The 17,543-nt window shown below is 64.4% G+C and carries 19 protein-coding genes; 7 read left to right on the plus strand and 12 right to left on the minus strand.

Annotation, left to right across the window (positions count from 1 at the left end; all coding sequences use genetic code 11):
• Positions 1 to 246: 246 nt before the first annotated feature.
• The 3 genes from FHR70_RS04825 to FHR70_RS04835 all read right to left on the minus strand — a co-directional run bounded on the left by FHR70_RS04825 (position 247) and on the right by FHR70_RS04835 (position 3,341).
• Positions 247 to 1,137: a LysR substrate-binding domain-containing protein gene (locus FHR70_RS04825; protein ID WP_183447607.1), complete on the minus strand. Its 891-nt coding sequence runs from the start codon at positions 1,135 to 1,137 to the stop codon at positions 247 to 249.
• 228 nt (positions 1,138 to 1,365) lie between these two features.
• On the minus strand, positions 1,366 to 2,328 hold the full coding sequence (gene trxB, locus FHR70_RS04830) for a thioredoxin-disulfide reductase (protein ID WP_183447609.1): 963 nt from the start codon (positions 2,326 to 2,328) through the stop codon (positions 1,366 to 1,368).
• Positions 2,328 to 3,341: a mitochondrial fission ELM1 family protein gene (locus FHR70_RS04835; protein ID WP_183447611.1), complete on the minus strand. Its 1,014-nt coding sequence runs from the start codon at positions 3,339 to 3,341 to the stop codon at positions 2,328 to 2,330. Before FHR70_RS04835 ends, trxB begins: the two co-directional genes overlap by 1 nt.
• Positions 3,342 to 3,515: 174 nt before the next feature.
• Here FHR70_RS04835 and FHR70_RS04840 point away from each other — a divergent pair, with 174 nt between their 5' ends.
• The gene (locus FHR70_RS04840) at positions 3,516 to 4,001 is read left to right on the plus strand and encodes a winged helix-turn-helix transcriptional regulator (protein ID WP_183448512.1); all 486 of its coding nucleotides are present in this window, start codon (positions 3,516 to 3,518) and stop codon (positions 3,999 to 4,001) included.
• Between the two features lie 11 nt (positions 4,002 to 4,012).
• On the opposite strand, the gene FHR70_RS04845 is transcribed toward FHR70_RS04840, so the two are convergent.
• The 3 genes from FHR70_RS04845 to carB all read right to left on the minus strand — a co-directional run bounded on the left by FHR70_RS04845 (position 4,013) and on the right by carB (position 8,604).
• Entirely contained in the window at positions 4,013 to 4,516 is a 504-nt protein-coding gene (locus FHR70_RS04845) for a twin-arginine translocation signal domain-containing protein (RefSeq protein ID WP_183447613.1), read from the minus strand.
• Between the two features lie 34 nt (positions 4,517 to 4,550).
• Positions 4,551 to 5,027 (minus strand): transcription elongation factor GreA, encoded by a 477-nt coding sequence (gene greA / locus FHR70_RS04850; RefSeq protein ID WP_173945637.1) that lies wholly within the window; start codon positions 5,025 to 5,027, stop codon positions 4,551 to 4,553.
• 106 nt (positions 5,028 to 5,133) lie between these two features.
• The gene (gene carB, locus FHR70_RS04855) at positions 5,134 to 8,604 is read right to left on the minus strand and encodes a carbamoyl-phosphate synthase large subunit (RefSeq protein ID WP_183447622.1); all 3,471 of its coding nucleotides are present in this window, start codon (positions 8,602 to 8,604) and stop codon (positions 5,134 to 5,136) included.
• Positions 8,605 to 8,810: 206 nt separating this feature from the next.
• Between carB and FHR70_RS04860 the strand changes: the two genes are divergently transcribed.
• From FHR70_RS04860 to FHR70_RS04870, 3 genes are all read left to right on the plus strand, one after another.
• A complete protein-coding gene (locus tag FHR70_RS04860; RefSeq protein WP_183447624.1) occupies positions 8,811 to 9,596 on the plus strand; it encodes an SDR family NAD(P)-dependent oxidoreductase in 786 nt (261 codons plus the stop codon).
• A gap of 31 nt (positions 9,597 to 9,627) precedes the next feature.
• Positions 9,628 to 10,023 (plus strand): GtrA family protein, encoded by a 396-nt coding sequence (locus FHR70_RS04865; protein ID WP_183447626.1) that lies wholly within the window; start codon positions 9,628 to 9,630, stop codon positions 10,021 to 10,023.
• Between the two features lie 179 nt (positions 10,024 to 10,202).
• On the plus strand, positions 10,203 to 11,444 hold the full coding sequence (locus FHR70_RS04870; RefSeq protein ID WP_425487845.1) for an MFS transporter: 1,242 nt from the start codon (positions 10,203 to 10,205) through the stop codon (positions 11,442 to 11,444).
• Here the strand turns inward: FHR70_RS04870 and FHR70_RS04875 are convergent.
• Together FHR70_RS04875 and FHR70_RS04880 are read right to left on the minus strand one after the other, a co-directional pair.
• Positions 11,405 to 12,130 carry a class I SAM-dependent methyltransferase gene (locus tag FHR70_RS04875; RefSeq protein ID WP_183447630.1) on the minus strand — a complete coding sequence of 242 codons (726 nt, stop codon included), beginning with the start codon at positions 12,128 to 12,130 and terminating at the stop codon, positions 11,405 to 11,407. The two genes, FHR70_RS04870 and FHR70_RS04875, sit on opposite strands and share 40 nt — an antisense overlap.
• Positions 12,131 to 12,153: 23 nt before the next feature.
• Entirely contained in the window at positions 12,154 to 12,615 is a 462-nt protein-coding gene (locus FHR70_RS04880) for a MarR family winged helix-turn-helix transcriptional regulator (RefSeq protein ID WP_183447632.1), read from the minus strand.
• Between the two features lie 152 nt (positions 12,616 to 12,767).
• On the opposite strand from FHR70_RS04880, the gene FHR70_RS04885 reads away from it, so the two are divergent.
• Complete coding sequence (locus FHR70_RS04885; protein WP_183447634.1) at positions 12,768 to 13,187, plus strand: organic hydroperoxide resistance protein; 420 nt, start codon at positions 12,768 to 12,770, stop codon at positions 13,185 to 13,187.
• 64 nt (positions 13,188 to 13,251) lie between these two features.
• Here FHR70_RS04885 and FHR70_RS04890 read toward each other — a convergent pair whose 3' ends face one another.
• The 3 genes from FHR70_RS04890 to carA form a co-directional block, all read right to left on the minus strand.
• Positions 13,252 to 13,800 (minus strand): cupin domain-containing protein, encoded by a 549-nt coding sequence (locus FHR70_RS04890; RefSeq protein WP_183447636.1) that lies wholly within the window; start codon positions 13,798 to 13,800, stop codon positions 13,252 to 13,254.
• A gap of 74 nt (positions 13,801 to 13,874) precedes the next feature.
• On the minus strand, positions 13,875 to 14,249 hold the full coding sequence (locus FHR70_RS04895; protein WP_183447638.1) for a hypothetical protein: 375 nt from the start codon (positions 14,247 to 14,249) through the stop codon (positions 13,875 to 13,877).
• 124 nt (positions 14,250 to 14,373) lie between these two features.
• Positions 14,374 to 15,573, minus strand: a complete 1,200-nt coding sequence (gene carA / locus FHR70_RS04900) for a glutamine-hydrolyzing carbamoyl-phosphate synthase small subunit (RefSeq protein ID WP_183447645.1) — start codon at positions 15,571 to 15,573, stop codon at positions 14,374 to 14,376.
• A gap of 143 nt (positions 15,574 to 15,716) precedes the next feature.
• Here carA and FHR70_RS04905 point away from each other — a divergent pair, with 143 nt between their 5' ends.
• Positions 15,717 to 16,175 (plus strand): GatB/YqeY domain-containing protein, encoded by a 459-nt coding sequence (locus FHR70_RS04905; RefSeq protein ID WP_183447647.1) that lies wholly within the window; start codon positions 15,717 to 15,719, stop codon positions 16,173 to 16,175.
• Between the two features lies 1 nt (position 16,176).
• Here the strand turns inward: FHR70_RS04905 and FHR70_RS04910 are convergent, their stop codons facing one another.
• Positions 16,177 to 16,755, minus strand: a complete 579-nt coding sequence (locus tag FHR70_RS04910; protein WP_183447649.1) for a cysteine hydrolase family protein — start codon at positions 16,753 to 16,755, stop codon at positions 16,177 to 16,179.
• 116 nt (positions 16,756 to 16,871) lie between these two features.
• On the opposite strand from FHR70_RS04910, the gene FHR70_RS04915 reads away from it, so the two are divergent.
• Positions 16,872 to 17,306: an Lrp/AsnC family transcriptional regulator gene (locus FHR70_RS04915; protein WP_183447651.1), complete on the plus strand. Its 435-nt coding sequence runs from the start codon at positions 16,872 to 16,874 to the stop codon at positions 17,304 to 17,306.
• Positions 17,307 to 17,543 lie beyond the last annotated feature (237 nt).

Here is a 17,543-nt window from a genome sequence, read left to right on the forward strand (position 1 = left end):
GCCAAAGGCCCGGCGAAAGTAGAGGTCCGACAAATAAGTCAAAACCTTCCAGAGGGAACGGCCGACACGGCAGCGCCGGGAGGAAGAAAGCGATGCCGCGTTGAAATCAGCCACCGCTCATATCGGCCGCATCATGCCTCTTTGCAATGCAACATGCCTCATGAAAGGGCTGCAAGGAACGCATGGCTCCTGTCATAGGGGTGACAAAGTTCAACGAGCCATCGAGCTTGGCCGGAACGAAACCGGTTAGAAGGTCCAGCGCTGGGCCTTGGAGATCAGGAAATCGCGGAAGGCCTGGACGCGCGCGACGGATCGCATCTCCTCGGCATAGACCAGATAGCTGTCGAGGGAGGGCATCTCCACATCGCGCAGGATCTGGACGAGATCCGGGTTGCCCACCACGGCATAATCCGGCAGCACCGCGATGCCGGCGCCGGTCTCGACGGCCAGCTTCAGGGCCGTGATGTTGTTGACAACATAATGGTACTGGCGCGGCTCGCGTCCCTCGCGTCCGGCCGTAGCCAGCCAGTGCACGGCCATGAGGTAGGAGGGCTGCTGGCCGCCGAAGGACACGATCCGGTGCTCGTCCAGATCCTCCAGGGTCTTGGGCTCGCCGAACCGCTTGATGTAGTCGGCCGAGGCATAGACGTGGAAGTGGATGGTGAAGAGACGCCGCTGGATCAGGTCGGGCTGCGCCGGGCGGCGCAGGCGGATGGCGACATCCGCCTCGCGCATGGCGAGATCGAGTTCCTCGTTGGACAGGATCAGCTCGACCCGGACATCCGGGTAGAGATCCAGGAATTCCGCGATGCGTTGCGCCAGCCAGATCGACCCGAGGCCGACGGTGGTGGTCACCTTCAGCTCGCCCGAGGGGCGTTCGCTGGTCTCGACGAGGCGGGCCTTCGTGGTCTCGAGCCGCATGCGCATGTCGCGCGCGGCCCGGAACAGGAGGTCGCCCTGCTCGGTGAGGATCAGGCCTCTGGCATGACGGTGGAACAGCGGGGCCTTCAGTTCGCGCTCAAGCGCGCTGATCTGGCGGCTGACGGCGGACTGGCTCAGGCCCAGATCGTCACCGGCGCGCGTGAAGCTGCCCGCTTCCGCGACGGTGTAAAAAATCCGGATCTTGTCCCAATCCACGGCATTCCCCTACAGCATCGGACCCAAAAGTGGATTGCACTTTTGGGATCGGATCCGATGCTTCCTTCTTGGATAAAAGCATCGTTGACGCGGAAAACCGGATCCACTTTTCCGCACGATGCCCTAAGCCTCGCATGTTCCTGATGCAAGGCAGCCTCTATCTCTTATGAGCTGCGGGCTCGATGCAACAGGAAATCGGCCAGAGGGCTAAAGGGTTGTTAACAAATCCTATTCGGCGGCTTCCTGGGTCACTTCCACGGCTGCGAGATAGCGCTCCGCATCGAGAGCAGCCATGCAGCCCATTCCTGCCGATGTGACCGCCTGACGGTAGATATCATCCGTCACGTCGCCGGCAGCGAAGACACCCGGAATGTTGGTGTCCGTCGAGCCCGGCTTCGTCACCAGATAGCCGCCCGATTTCATGTCGAGTTGACCGACGAACAGTTCCGTCGAGGGCTTGTGGCCGATGGCGATGAACACGCCGTCGGTCTTGAAGTCCGAGGTCTCGCCCGAGACGAGATTCTTGAGCCGCACATGGGTAACCGAGGAGGGGTTCTCCGAGCCGCAGATCTCCTCGACGGCGGAGTTCCAGACCACGTCGATCTTGGGGTGCTTGAACAGGCGATCCTGCAGGATGCGCTCGGCGCGCAGGGAGTCCCGGCGGTGGACCAGGGTCACCTTGGAGGCGAGGTTTGCGAGATATAGAGCTTCCTCGACGGCGGTGTTTCCGCCGCCCACCACCACGACCTCCTTGCCGCGATAGAAGAAGCCGTCGCAGGTGGCGCAGGCCGAGACTCCGAAGCCCTGGAACTGGCCCTCGGAGGGCAGGCCCAGCCACTTGGCCTGGGCGCCGGTCGCGACGATGAGCGCATCGCAGGTATAGGTGTCGCCGGAATCGCCTTCGAGGCGGAAGGGGCGCTGCTTCAGGTCGACCTTGGTGATGTGATCGGCAATCATCTTGGTGCCCACATGCTCGGCCTGCAGGCGCATCTGTTCCATGAGCCAGGGGCCCTGGATCACGTCGGCGAAGCCCGGATAGTTCTCCACATCCGTGGTGATCATGAGTTGCCCGCCGGGCTGGAAGCCGGAGATCATCACCGGTTCGAGGAGCGCGCGCGCCGCATAGATCGCCGCCGTATAGCCGGCCGGCCCAGAGCCGATGATGATGAGCTTGGCGTGAGAATGGGCCATCAGGGGGTCTCCAGTGAAAAGGCGATGTCCGGCATGCCGAGAGCGCGGCGGTGGCGGCTGAAGCCTTCAGCGATCGCCTTCGCGACCTTGGGTGTTGAATTTAAGGGTTCGTAGGGCTGTCCTTCAAGGCGGCCCTCGAAGGGATGCACAATTCCATGTCTTTTAAGCTCGCTCATGTAAACATCCAGTTTCGGATGCCCACCGGCGGGCTCGAAAGCCAGGATCGGCCGCCCCGTGGCAGCGGCCTCGCCGATCATGTTGAAGGAATCCGCCGTCGCCACGATGAAGTCGGCCAGCGCCAGCAGGTCCACGTAGGGGTTCTCGCCGCTTCCGTCCCAGAAGAAGCCGCCATGCCGGGAGGTGAGGGCTGTCAGGGCGTCCCTTAGGGCCATAGGGGTGCGGCGCGAGGCCGTGACCATCAGCCCGGCTCCGGCCTCGGCGATGGCGGTCAGGTGCCGCATGAAGCGGGCGATGTCCTCGTCCGTGAAACGGTGATGCCGGCTGTTGCCTCCGGCGAGTACCGCAACCCGAGGAGGCGGCAGGTGGATGAGGCGCGGGTCGGGTTGCGCACGGGCGGCTTCGATCCGCTGTGCCGAGACCCTGTGCGGCGGGGTGAGGGTGGTGAGGACGTTCGGCCCACGCAGTCGGTCGTAGCTCGGCGACCAGATGAAGTCGGCGGTCTTCGGCCCGGTGCGCGGATCCTTCAGGAACACCGTAAAGGTCCGTCCGCCGGATGCCCGCTTGATGTGGCGCAGATAGGCCACGGCCCGGCGGCCGGAGCCGAAGAGAAGATCGGGAAAGGGCGGGGCGATGGGGCTGCCGCGAGCGCCCGGCCGCTCGCGCGGGTCAATGGGTCCCCATGGCATCAGCCATGTGAAGGGCGGCTTCGGCATCACCCTGCGGATCTCAGGCGCCAAGCCCAGCGCCTCGGCCACGCTCAGGGCCTGGAGCTCGTCCCCAGCCTTGCCGTCCGTCAGCACCCAGGTGATGAGGCCAGTTCCGTCACGCAACATTCGATCAATGAGCCTGTGGAGTTCATGAAGTTCGTTGCGACTTAATCGCCCGTCCTCCTTGTGCGGATCCTTTATACGGTCTAGTCAGCCAAGACGAGATTTTTTGACCTGATCTTGCATGATCCGGACGACAGGCCGGTTTTCGCCCGTCCCGACCATGCCTACGGAGTTACCGTGCGCGGACGCCTCGATTCCATCGACTGGGCCATTCTGAAAGAGCTTCAGGCCGACGGCAGCATCACCAATGTGGAACTCGCCCGCCGGGTCGGCCTGTCGGCTCCCCCTTGCCTGCGCCGGGTGCGGGCGCTGGAGAGCGCCGGCATCATCAAGGCCTACCGGGCGATCCTGGATCCGAAGAACCTCGGCTTCGAGATCGTTTGCTTCGCCATGGTGCAGCTCGACATCCAGGGCAAGAAGGAGCTGCAGGAGTTCCAGCAGCGGGTGAAGGACTGGTCCATGGTCCGCGAGTGCTGGACGCTGTCGGGCGACATCGACTTCATCATGAAATGCGTTGCCCCGAACCTCGCCTCCTTTCAGGGCCTCGTGTCCGAACTGACCAGCTTGCCGAACGTGCGCAACGTCCGCACGGCGCTCACCCTCGACCTCATCAAGGACGAGCCTCTGGTGCCGATCGAGGACGTGGCGGCTGTCGAAGGCTGAGTAGCCGCGACTTAGATCTGCCGCCTGAGCCAGCGGACCCAATGCTGGGTCACAGCGACGGTGCGGCCCTGCTCGTTGGGAGCGACGCTGGGGGCATGGGCGCTGAGCGCGGCCAGCATCGGGTGCCGTGCGAAGATCTCGCCCCGGCGGCCGACAGCCAAGGCTTCGCCTTCCACCGTATCGTCTCCCCCACCGTCACCGCCGCGCCAGCGGGAGCCGCCACTCCCTCCAGGGAAGGGAGTCAAGTAAACGCTGGTCAGCCGGACGACGAGCCGCGGGCCTCGCGGGTCCAGTCTGTCGGCGAAGGAACGCTGCAACTCGTCGAGCGCGGCAGCTCCCACGAAATCGGCATAGGGCCCGAGACCCTTGGCCTTCAGGACGTCCACATCCACCGCGAAGGAGGAGAACGCTTGAGGGAAGCCCTGCGCTTGAGCAGGCACGGAAAAACCTGCGCCGGCGAGGCCGGCACAGGCGAGGGCTTTCAGAAGAGAGCGGCGGGAGAGAGGGGACGTCATCGGATGTCTCACTGTTGAAGCCCCCTTCTTCGCATCAGGCGCCGAACTGGACGCCGACAACCTCATAGGATTTGCCGCCGCCGGGGGTCGAAACCTCGACCGTGTCACCGATGGTCTTGCCCATCAGGGCGCGGGCGATGGGGGAGGCGACCGAGACGCGGCCCGAGCGCACGTCGGCTTCGGGCTCACCCACGATCTGATAGGTTTTCTCCTCCTCGGTGTCCTCGTCGACGAGCTTCACGGTGGCGCCGAACTTGATCCGGTCGCCCGACAGTTTGGCGATGTCGATCACCTCGGCACGGGAGATCAGGCTCTCAAGCTCAAGGATCCGGCCTTCGTTGAGGGATTGGGCTTCCTTGGCGGCATGGTATTCGGCGTTTTCCGACAGGTCGCCAAGCGCGCGGGCTTCGGCAATCGCCTGGATGATCCGGGGGCGTTCCACCTGCTGCCGCTGCTTGAGCTCTTCCTCGAGCGCCGCAAAACCCTTGATCGTCAGAGGGACCTTGTCCATCGTTTGTCTCGTCCAAAAAGAGGTACGAGGCCGCTGTTGCCAGCGCCCTCGCATGTCAACGAAAACTTACCAGAAGCTTCGCAGTTCCAATGTGAGGCCGGATGCCTCAGGCAAAGTATTCCTGAAGCGCCCGGACTTCGAGATCGCCGCTGAGGTATGCGTTGATGCCCTCGGCCGCGGCGATCGCTCCTGCAAGAGTGGTGTAGTAAGGTATCTTATGCAAGAGGGCAGCCTGTCGTAAAGACCGGGAATCCGACAGGGCGCCGGCCCCTTCGGTGGTATTGAAGACGAGCTGGATGTCGCCGTTCTTCATGGCGTCGACCACGTGCGGACGGCCTTCGAGCACTTTGTTGATGCGCTTCGCCTTGACGCCCTGCTCCTCGAGATACCGCTGGGTGCCGGCGGTCGCCACGATCTGGAACCCGGCTTCCTCCAGCATCTTCACCGCCGGCAGGATGCGCGGCTTGTCGGAATCACGGATCGACACGAACAGGGTGCCGGTCTTCGGCAGCTGGCTTCCGGCGCCGAGCTGGCTCTTGGCAAACGCCACCCCGAAGCCCCGGTCGAGGCCGATGACCTCGCCGGTCGAGCGCATCTCGGGCCCGAGCAGCACGTCCACGCCCGGGAAGCGGTTGAAGGGGAACACGGCCTCCTTGACGCCGATATGCGGCAGTTCCTTCGGAGCGAGGCCGAACTTGGCCAGGCTCTCGCCGGCCATGATACGGGCCGCGATCTTGGCGATGGGCTCACCGATCACCTTGGCCACGAAGGGGACCGTGCGCGAGGCGCGGGGGTTCACCTCCAGCACATAGATCGTGCCGTCCTTGATGGCGTATTGCACGTTCATCAGGCCGCCGACTTCCAGAGCGAGGGCGAGAGCCTTGGTCTGGCGCTCCAGCTCGGCGATGATCTCCGGCGACAGCGAGCGGGGCGGTAACGAGCAGGCGGAATCGCCCGAATGGATGCCCGCCTCCTCGATATGCTCCATGATGCCGGCGATGAAGCTGTCCTTGCCGTCGCAGAGGCAGTCCACGTCCACCTCGATGGCGTCCGAGAGGTAGCGGTCGAAGAGCAGCGGGTTCTTGCCCAGAACCGTGTTGATCTGCCCGGTCTTGTCGTTGGGGTAGCGGGCCTTGATATCGGACGGGATCAGGCTCGGAAGCGTCCCGAGCAGGTAATCCTCGAACTGGGCCTCATCGCGGATGATCGCCATGGCACGGCCGCCGAGCACGTAGGACGGGCGCACCACGAAGGGCAGGCCGAGTTCGGCGGCGATCAGGCGAGCCTGCTCCACCGAATAGGCGATGCCGTTCTTCGGCTGCTTGAGGTGCAACTTGTCGAGGAGGCGCTTGAACCGGTCCCGATCCTCCGCGAGGTCGATGGCCTCCGGCGAAGTGCCGAGGATCGGCACGTCGGCTTCTTCCAGGGCGCGGGCGAGCTTGAGCGGGGTCTGGCCGCCGAACTGCACGATCACGCCGTGGAGCGTGCCCTTGGAGCGCTCGGTTTCGATGATCTCCAGCACGTCCTCCTGCGTCAGCGGCTCGAAATAGAGCCGGTCGGAGGTGTCGTAGTCGGTCGAGACCGTCTCCGGGTTGCAGTTGATCATGATGGTCTCATAGCCCGCGTCTTTCAGCGCGAAGCAGGCATGACAGCAGCAGTAATCGAACTCGATGCCCTGGCCGATACGGTTCGGGCCGCCACCGAGGATGATGACCTTCTTGGCGTCGGACGGATTGGACTCGTCGGCTGGGTTGCCGGCGAACGGGGCCGTATAGGTCGAGTACATGTAGGCGGTGGGCGAGGCGAACTCCGCCGCGCAGGTGTCGATGCGCTTGTAGACCGGGCGCACGGAAAGCGAACGGCGCAGCTCGCGGACTTCCGCTTCGGACTTGTGCGCCAAGACCGCAAGGCGTGCATCCGAGAAGCCGAGGCTCTTGAGCTGCCGGAAGGCGCCGGGCGTCTGCGGCAGGCCATGGGCCTTCACCTTGGCCTCCATGTCGACGATGTCCTGGAGCTGCTCCAGGAACCAGCGGTCGATCTTGCAGCTGTCATAGACCTCGTCGTGGCTGACGCCGAGGCGCAGGGCCTGGGCCACTTTGAGGATCCGGTCAGGCGTGGGGGTGCCGATGGCAGCCTTGATGGCGTTCTTGTCGTCGCCCTTGCCGAGGCCCTCGATCTCGATCTCGTCGAGGCCGGTGAGGCCGGTCTCCAGCGAGCGCAGCGCCTTCTGCAGCGATTCCGGGAAGGAGCGGCCGATGGCCATGGCTTCGCCCACGGATTTCATCGCCGTGGTCAGGGTCGGCTCGGCGCCGGGGAACTTCTCGAAGGCGAAGCGCGGGATCTTGGTGACCACGTAGTCGATGGTCGGCTCGAAGGAGGCCGGGGTCGCGCCGCCGGTGATGTCGTTGGCGATCTCGTCGAGCGTATAGCCGACGGCGAGCTTCGCCGCGACCTTGGCGATGGGGAAGCCCGTGGCCTTGGAGGCGAGCGCCGAGGAGCGCGACACGCGCGGGTTCATCTCGATCACGATCATGCGCCCATTCTCCGGGTTGATCGCGAACTGCACGTTCGAGCCGCCGGTCTCGACGCCGATCTCGCGCAGCACCGCCAGCGAGGCGTCGCGCATGATCTGGTATTCCTTGTCGGTGAGCGTGAGCGCCGGAGCGACGGTGATCGAGTCGCCCGTGTGCACGCCCATCGGGTCGAAGTTCTCGATGGAGCAGATGATGATGCAGTTGTCCGCCTTGTCGCGGACGACCTCCATCTCGTACTCCTTCCAGCCGAGCACGCTCTCCTCGATCAGCACCTCGTTGGTCGGGGAGGCATCCAAGCCCCGCTCCACGATGTCGAGGAACTCCTCGCGATTGTAGGCGATGCCACCGCCGGTGCCGCCCATGGTGAAGGAGGGGCGGAGAATGGCCGGCAGGCCCACCTCGGCGAGCGCCAGCAGGGCCTCGCCCATGGCGTGCTCCTGGTAGCGCTTGCGCCGCTCGTTCTCGCCTGCGTCCCATTTGAGCTTGTAGGCGGCGATCATCCGCTTCTTGTCGCCCGGATGGATGTCGAGCGCTTCCATGCGGGCGAGCTCGGCCAGATAGGCGTCGCGGTCGGCCTTCTTGAGGGCAGAGGCATTGGCGAGGCGGGATTTGGGCGTATCGAGGCCGATCTTGGTCATGGCCTCGCGGAAGAGCTGCCGGTCCTCGGCCTTGTCGATAGCCTCGGCCGTGGCGCCGATCATCTCCACGTTGAACTTGTCGAGCACGCCCATCTTCTTCAGCGACAGGGCGCAGTTCAGCGCCGTCTGGCCGCCCATGGTCGGCAGGATCGCGTCGGGGCGCTCCTTCTCGATGATCTTGGCGACGATCTCCGGGGTGATCGGCTCCACATAGGTGGCATCCGCCAGATCCGGATCCGTCATGATCGTTGCGGGGTTCGAGTTCACCAGGATGATGCGATAGCCTTCCTCCTTCAGGGCCTTCACGGCCTGGGTGCCCGAATAATCGAACTCCACGGCTTGGCCGATGATGATCGGACCGGCGCCGACGATGAGAATGGAGGAGATGTCTGTCCGCTTTGGCATTGGGCCACCCAGGCGTGTCCAGCCGCGCGGCCGTAAAGCTACGGCGCTTCAAGCGCAGCCGGGATATGATCGGATTGTAGGTTGAGGGAGGCTCTTACACGCACCTTGGGCAAATTCAAAGGCCTGAACCATGATTTAGACAGCCAATGCCCATGCGATACGATCGGTCGAAAGCGAGTCGGCAACGGAGTTGGGAAAACATGGCCATGGCAGGGGAACCGCGCTGGACCATCGTGACGGGAGCCTCCAGCGGGATCGGCGCGGATCTGGCCAGGGTCTTTGCAGCCCGAGGCTACCCGCTGGTCCTCACCGCCCGGCGGCATGAGCGGCTGGAGGCGCTGGCCGACGAGATCCGCAGGGCGCATGGCGTATCGGTTGAGGTGGTGGCCCTCGACCTTGCGGACCGCGAAGCAGCTCAGGATCTGCATGACATGCTGCGGGAGCGGGGGATCGCGGTCCATACTCTGGTCAACAATGCCGGGTTCGGCCTGCGGGGGTATTTCGCTTCGCTTCCCCACGAGCAGCAGTTGGCGATGATCGACCTCAACGTCACGGCCCTGACCTCCCTGTGCCGCCTGATGCTGCCGGGTATGATCGAGCGCCGGCGGGGTGGAATCCTGAACGTCGCCTCCGTGGCATCCTTTCAGGCCGGGCCCTACATGGCCGTCTATTACGCCACGAAAGCCTTTGTTCTCTCCCTGTCCGAGGCCCTGCACGATGAGGCGAAGCCCCATGGCGTGACCGTGACGGCTCTCTGCCCAGGCCCTACCGAAAGCGAGTTTTCCGATACGGCAGGCCTGAAGGATTCCCGGCTCTTCGATGCCGGCGTCATGACCTCGGTGGAGGTCGCCCGCATTGCGGTCGAGGGTTATGAGGCGGGCCGGGCCATCGTCATTCCGGGTGCCAAGAACAGGGCCGGCGCCATCGGGGCCAAGTTCATGCCGCGCTTCGTGTCGCGCCGGATTGCCGGGCTCCTGCAGGGAATGAAGTGACGGGCAGGGCAGAAGCCGCTATCGAAGCATCGTGACCGCCTCTCGTCCCCTCCATCGCCTCGCCCGCCAGTTCACCGCCTTTTTCGGCGTGGGCCTTGTCGCGGCCGTTATCCATTACGGGCTTCTGATCGGCCTTGTGGAGGGCGGGAGCATGCATCCGGTTCCGGCGACCCTTGCCGGCTATGTCGCCGGAGGGCTGGTATCCTACGTGCTCAACCGCCGTCACACCTATGGCAGCGAGCGGCCGCACCGGGAGGCGACATGGCGCTTTGCCGTCGTGGCCCTCGTAGGCTTTCTCGTGACCTGGTTCCTGATGCACGCCTTCACAATCTGGCTCGAAGGGCCTTACCTGCCCTCGCAGGTCATCACCACAGGCGTCGTGATGGTGTGGAGCTTCATGGCGCACAAGGTTTGGACATTTGCCTAAAGTTTGGGACTTTCGGTAAACAGTGCCGAAGTTCCAAGCATGCAACGCAGCCCAGGGCTGCATTCGGGCGGGTCGCACATCTTTTTGCGGTGCAATATAGGCGTCATGAGAATGCGAGATCCGTCTCGGACCGTGTTCAATCACCGCATCGCCGAAACTCTGGAAGCCTCATGTCCGACATGGCCATTGCCGAGGAAGCCTGTCTTGCTGCGAAGGACAAGGCTCCCGCCGTTCCCCGCTCCCGCCTTGCGGTGGCCCTGATCGAGCTGGCGCTCGCCGTCGGCAGCTTCGGCATCGGCACCGGCGAGTTCGCCATCATGGGCCTTTTGCCGAACGTGGCTCAGGAATTCGGCGTCACCACCCCGGAGGCTGGCTACGCGATCAGCGCCTACGCCCTCGGCGTCGTGGTGGGCGCTCCCATCATCGCTGTCTTGGCGGCAAAGCTGGCTCGCCAGACGCTGCTGCTTCTCCTGATGGCAATCTTCGCCGTCGGCAATGTGGTGAGCGCCGTCGCGCCGAGCTTCGAATCGTTTGTGCTTTTGCGCTTCCTCACGGGTCTGCCGCACGGAGCCTATTTCGGCGTGGCGGCGTTGGTCGCCGCGTCCCTGGTCCCTCCCAACAAGCGCACCCAGGCGGTCGCCCGCGTCATGCTGGGCCTGACTGTAGCGACCCTGCTCGGGACGCCGGTGGCGACCTTCTTCGGACAGGCCCTGAGCTGGCGCATCGCCTTCGGGGCTGTGGGCGTCATGGGCGCGCTGACCGTGCTGCTGATCTGGCTGTTCCTGCCGAAGGACAAGGTGCAGGAGGGGGCAAGCCCCATGCGTGAGCTCGGCGCCTTCAAACGCAAACAGGTCTGGTTCACCCTCGGCATCGGGGCCGTAGGCTTCGGCGGCCTGTTTTCCGTCTTCTCCTATATCGCGTCGACAGCCACCCAGGTGGCCGGGATGCCCGAAAACGCCGTTCCGATCATGATGGCCTTGTTCGGTTCCGGTATGATCGTGGGCAATCTCGTGGGCGGATGGCTTGCCGACAAGAACCTGATGGCGACCATCGGCGGCACGCTCGCCGGCAGCGTGGTGGTGATGACGGCGCTCTGGCTCACCGCCGAAAACCCTTACCTGTTGTCGGCGTGCGTCTTCCTCGTGGGCTGCAGTGTCGCCATCGGTCCTGCTCTGCAGACCCGGCTCATGGATGTGGCGGCAGACGCCCAGACGCTTGCCGCGGCCCTCAACCACTCCGCCTTCAACATCGCCAATGCGCTCGGCGCCTGGCTCGGCGGCCTCGCCATCGCGGCCGGCTACGGCTTCGAATCGACCGGATGGGTGGGCGCGGTTCTGGCAGTCGCGGGCCTCATCGTCTTCGGCCTGTCGCTGGCGAGCGATCAGCGCTCCGTCAGATCGTCCTTGATCTCGCGAGCCTGAGCGGGACGTCCCACGAAGGTCATCCGTGCCTGATTGTGCCCGAGATTGCGGAGCGATCGCTCCGGCCTGAACCCGGCATCTTCCAGGAGGTCGACGATCTCCTCCTCGCTGTATTGCGCCAGCCCGACCTCTTCGCGGATCTTCCGATAATCGGAGAAGGCCGTGCGGGCGAGGCCGGTGAGCGCGGAGCGCAGGAAGCCGCCCTGCCACGCGAAGGAGAGCAGCGCCCTGGCATCCGTAACAGGGCTGATGTCGGGCGGGATGATGTCGCCGAGGATCAGCCGGCCGTCATCCTTCAGCTTGTCGTGCGCGAGCTTTAGGAGGGCGCGGAACTCATCGAGGGAGAGGTACTGGACGAGGGAGTTGACCACGACGAGATCGAACGAAGCGTCCGGCAGATCGGCGACGTCGTCCGTCGACAGCACCGTGATCCTCTCATTGATCTTGAACCGCTCGTTCAGTCGTTCGCGCACCAGCGGGGCGGCATCGCTCAGGATCAGACGGGCGCATTTCGCCGCGATCTTGTCGGCGAAAAGCGCCTCGCCGCAGCCATAGTCGAGCACCGCCGCGTCGGGGGAGGGGATCAGGCCGATGATGTCGTTGGCGATCAGGCGGTAATGCAGCACTTTGTGCCGCTCGCCTGTGTAGATCGGCGTGTCCTGGTTCCAGTAGTCGCGCCAGTTCATCAGAGAACCTCTCCCCACCCAATTCAGGACTTCGCCGAGAGCGAGGCCGAGTCATGGAGCCTGCCGCGCAGTTTCGCAACCTGCTCGGTCAGAGCCCGGATCTCTTCGAGGGGCAGGCCCAGCACGCAGCCGACCTGCTTCGGGATCTCCTTGGCCTTAGCCTGGAGGGCGCGGCCGCTGTCGGTGAGCGAGATCCTGACCTGCCGCTCATCCTTCTTGTCCCGCGCCCGGCGGACATGCCCTGCGCTTTCGAGCCGTTTCAGCAGCGGCGTCAGGGTGCCTGAATCGAGGAAGAGCCTGTCCCCGATTTCCTTCACGGTGAGATCGTCCTGCTCCCAGAGCACCAGCAGAACCACGTATTGCGGATAGGTGAGGCCGAGCGGGTCCAGAAACTGGCGGTACGCCCGGTTGAAGGCATGGGAGACGGAATAGAAGGCGAAGCACAGATGCTGGCTGAGCGCCAATGTCCCACGTTCTGTCGTCATCGCCACCTCCATCTGCAAACATCTTATGAAAGAAATAGGTTGCGCACAATCTAATTCGAGTTTATCTTTCCTTTTAGATTGCTCGCAATTAAATCGATAGCGATCGATCTAGAAGTCTGACGATCAGGTGTGACAATCCAAGGAGCTTTCCGATGACCCCTCTCTATACAGCCCATGCCTCGGCTCAGGGCGGACGCGAAGGCGTTGCCGCTTCGAACGATGGAAAGCTGGAGGTTCGCCTCTCCACACCGAAGGAGCTCGGCGGCGCGGGCGGCGAGGGGACAAACCCGGAGCAGCTTTTCGCGGCCGGCTATTCGGCCTGCTTCCTTAGCGCGCTGAAGTTCGTGGCGGCCCAGAACAAAGTCGCTCTCCCGGCCAATACCCATGTCGAGGCCAAGGTCGGGATCGGCAAGCGGGACGACGGCGCGGGTTTCGGCCTGGTGGTCGAGCTGAGGGCCAACCTGCCGGGTCTGGCCGAAGAGCAGGCCACGGACCTTCTGCACAAGGCCGACGTGGTGTGCCCCTATTCGCACGCCATCCGCGGCAACGTGCAGGTCACGCTGTCCGTCTAAGCCTCAGCAATAATGCCGTAGGGGCGAGGGCCTCCTGCTCACCGGGCAGGAGGCCTTTTTATGGTCAGGTCCACAGCTTCATGAGTGGACCATCCGCGCCGTCCACTGGGTCGGCGTCCGGCAGGGGCACCTGGGCGATTCGCTGCTGCGAGGTGGCCAGCGCCTTGGGATCGTCGCGGACGGTGTCGTAATCGGACCCGTTCGGATAGGCGCCGACAACAGCGAAGTCGTCGCTCGCGTTGATCAGCGCATGCGCAACGCCGGCCGGGATGACCACCACGTCGCCGGCGCTCACAGCAACCAGATCGCCATCCTCACCGCCGAAGCGAACCGACCCTGAACCCGATACGATGCCGAGCACCTCATGGGTGTTGGGGTGGTAGTGATGGTAATCGTGGATGCTGTCGAGCCAGGCATTCGTCCAGCCGTTCTTGGCGAAGGTCGCCTTGAAGGCCTTGGTCGGATCATCCTGAGAGGGCGGGATCGCCCCGCGGCGGACGATCAGCGGCAGCGATGAATTCGGCACGATGCCGTTGCTGCGGAAGACGTATGTTTCCGTTCCGAGCGGTGCGTTGTAGCCCCGCGGATCACCGTATCCTTTCGCCTGCGCCATGAATCTCTCCCTTCAATGCGGGGAGGGAACGCTTGGTGCAGGCGAAAGATCGAGCGCGGCCGTTAAACCTGTCGTTACATGCCGATGAGCATGGCCGCGACGGCGCGGTCGATGGACAGGTAGAACATGCCGAAGGCCACCAGGGCGGCGATGGCGAACTCGATGATCTGGTTCTTGAAGATGCGGAACTGGGCGAAGAGGTTCTGGCCGAAAATCGAGATCAGCCAGGCCGTGGTGAGCACCACCGGGAAGATGAAGAGATAGGACCAGGTGCTCTCGACCGGGCCCACATTGGTCGGGTCGATCAGGGGGCGGATGTTGCGCACCCACGGCGCATAGAGAGCGGCATAGAGCGAGGTCAGCCAGGAGAGCGTGACGGCGATGCCGAGGTGAAACGTGAACAGGTTGTGCAGCCGACTGAATTCGCCGGAATCGTCATCGAAATCCATGGATGAAATACCCCCAAATCAAGGCCCAGAATCATTTTGTTTTTATGGTTAATGATCGGTTACCGTGATTTGGGCGGCTGGCGCAACCGACCCGTTTGTCGCGGCGCCAGCCTTCACATGGTTGTCAGACCTGCGCCTTCTTCTGATCCATCAGCTGCACGAAGCGGTCGAACAGGTAATGGCTGTCCTGCGGGCCGGGGGAGGCCTCCGGGTGGTACTGCACGGAGAAGGCGGGGCGGTCGGTGAGCGAGATGCCGCAATTGGAGCCGTCGAACAGGGATACGTGGGTCTCCACGGCGTTCTGCGGCAGTGTCTCCGGATCCACCGCGAAGCCGTGGTTCATGGAGGTGATCTCCACCTTTCCGGTCGTCCTGTCCTTCACCGGATGGTTCGCCCCGTGATGGCCCTGGTGCATCTTCTTGGTCTTGGCGCCCACGGCCAGGCTCAGCATCTGGTGGCCGAGGCAGATGCCGAAGGTGGGGATCTTCTCATCCAGCACCTTGCGGATGACTGGCACGGCATACTCGCCGGTGGCGGCAGGGTCGCCGGGGCCGTTGGAGAGGAAAACGCCGTCAGGCTTGAGGGCCAGCACGTCCTCGGCCGTGGCGGTGGCGGGCACCACCGTGACCTTGCAGCCGGCGCGGGCGAGCAGGCGCAGGATGTTGCGCTTCACGCCATAATCGATGGCGACCACGTGGTGCTTAGGGGAGCCGTCCTGGTGGCCGTAGCCTTCGCCCCGATTCCAGGTTGTCTCGTCCCAGTCGAAGCGCTGTCCGCTGGTCACCAGCGGCACGAGGTCCTGGCCGTCCATGGACGGGAGGGCGGCGGCCTTGGCCTTCAAGGCGTCGATGTCGAAGCGGCCCTCGGGGTCGTGGGCGATGACTGCATTGGGCATACCCCGGTCGCGGATCAGGGCCGTGAGCGCCCGCGTGTCGACCCCCGTGAGGCCCACGATCTGGCGGGCCTTCAGCCAGGCGTCGAGGTCGCGGGAGGCGCGCCAGTTGGACGGCTCGGTGATCGAGGCCGCCAGCACGACGCCGCGCACGCCGGAGGACGAGGCGGCGTTGACGCTCTCGATGTCTTCCTCGTTGGTGCCCACATTGCCGATATGCGGGAAGGTGAAGGTAATGATCTGGCCGGCATAGGACGGGTCCGTCAGGATCTCCTGGTAGCCGGTCATGGCGGTGTTGAAGCAGACCTCGCCGGTCGCCTCGCCCACGGCGCCGATGCCGAAGCCCTCGAGAACCGTGCCGTCCTGGAGCACGAGAACGGCCGTCGCGCGCGGCTCGGTCCAGCCACTCGCCGTGTCTTTGTCTTGCAGCATCGTCATGATCTCTTGTAAGTCCGGGGCCAACGGGCCGTGCTTGAGCGGGCCGCATCCGGGCCGCCCTTGAACTGTCCTGCGTGACTTAAGGGGCCGTTCGCCGTCCGTCAACGCTCAAGCGGCCGAAAACCAAGGAGATATCCATGCTGCGCGAACGTTTCACCGCCGACATGAAGGAGGCCATGAAGGCCGGGGAAAAGGGCAAGCTCGGTGCCATCCGGTTGATCCAGGCCGCCCTCAAGGACAAGGACATCGAGGCGAGGGGCAACGGCAAGGAGCCTCTGTCCGACGAGGAGATCCTGGCCCTCCTGCAGAAGATGGTGAAGCAGCGCCAGGAATCGATCACCATGTACGAGCAGGGCGGCCGCACGGAGCTCGCCCAGCAGGAGAAGGACGAGGTCACGGTCATCTCCTCCTACCTGCCGCAGCAGATGGACGAGGCCGAGACGAAGGCGGCCATCGAGGCCGCCATCGCCGAGACCGGTGCCGCCTCCATGAAGGACATGGGCAAGGTCGTCGGCGCCCTGCGCGCCAAGTATGCCGGCCGCATGGACTTCGCCAAGGCGAGCGGCCTCGTGAAGGACATGCTGCCGAAGGGCTAATTCAGGCAGCGGCTGCGCTGGCCTCTGCCAGCGCAGCCAGCATCTCCGCCGTCGCGACCACCCTGGCGAACTCGAAGCCGAGCGTCGCCACGTGGACCTGATGGCTCACCCTCGCCGGGATCGTGCCGCCTTGCCCGTCGGGCAGGTCGAAGCAGTCGCAGGCATCCTCCACGAGGATCATCTCGTAGCCGAGATTGGCTCCAGTGCGCACGGTGGTCGACACGCACATGTCGGTGGTGATGCCGAACACCACGACCCTGCGGATGCCGAGCCGCTTCAGGCGAAGGTCGAGATCGGTGCCGATGAAGGCGGAATTGACGCTCTTTGCAACGACAGGCTCGCCCGCACGCGGCTCGAAGCCCGGACGGAACGCATTGCCGCCCTGATCCGGGGCCAGGGTCGAGCCCGGCTCGACCGAGTCGTGCTTCACATGGATGATCGGCAGGCTCCGAGCCCGCCACGCGCTCAGAATGGCCTGGCCGTTGCGGTCGACGGCGTCGTTCCAACGGCCGGGCCAGGAGGGGCTGTCGAAGGCCTGCTGCATGTCGACGGGCAGAAGAATGGTCTGGGCGAAGGTCATGGGGCATCTCCTTGTCCCTCATGTCTTCGCGCGTTCAAGTGCCGGATTCACTAGACAAGATGACCGGCTGACCGGCTAAGTGTCGGCCAAAGTGGGTCACAGGACGGTTTCGGGGCATGGTGCTGGACGAGAAAGACAAGATCCTGATCGCGGCCCTGCGGAAGAATGCCCGCGAGAGCCTCGTCGGTCTTGCCCGCAGCGTAGGCCTGTCGCGCAGCGCCACCCAGGAGCGGATGCGTCGCCTGGAGCGGGAGGGCGTCATCAGGGCCTATACGGTGGAGCTGGCCTCGGCTCAGGATCCCGCCGTCAGGGCCATGATCGCAGTCGCCTTCGAGCCGGGTTTCCGCTGCAAGCAGGTGGTGCCCCACCTCGCGGGCATTCCGGAGGTCGTCGCCTGCCACTCCCTGACGGGCTCCATCGACCTGATGGTCAACGTGGCCTGCGATTCCAACGCCACGCTCAACCGTATCCGGGACATCGTCGCCTCCGTGCGCGGCGTGGCCACCGCCACGACCCATATCGTTCTCGCGACGGAGTGGGCGCGGGAATAGGCCGGGTCCATGTGTCCCAGGCGTGGACATCGCGGTTCGTTCGACGTTTCAAACAGCCAGCGCCTTCGGGCCCGCAGCGGGTGGGCTGCGAGCCGTCAGGTGAGATCGAGGGAGGCGTGCTGGGCAGCCCGGCTCGATGGGTGTGGTGAGAAGTGAAGAGCCGGACCTGCTCGTCACGCGCGGTTTGTTTCAGCGGACCTGGATCTGCGCCAGGATCGGCCACCCGCGATCACAGGC

The organism is Microvirga lupini (assembly GCF_014191055.1).
Lineage (GTDB): Bacteria > Pseudomonadota > Alphaproteobacteria > Rhizobiales > Beijerinckiaceae > Microvirga > Microvirga lupini_A.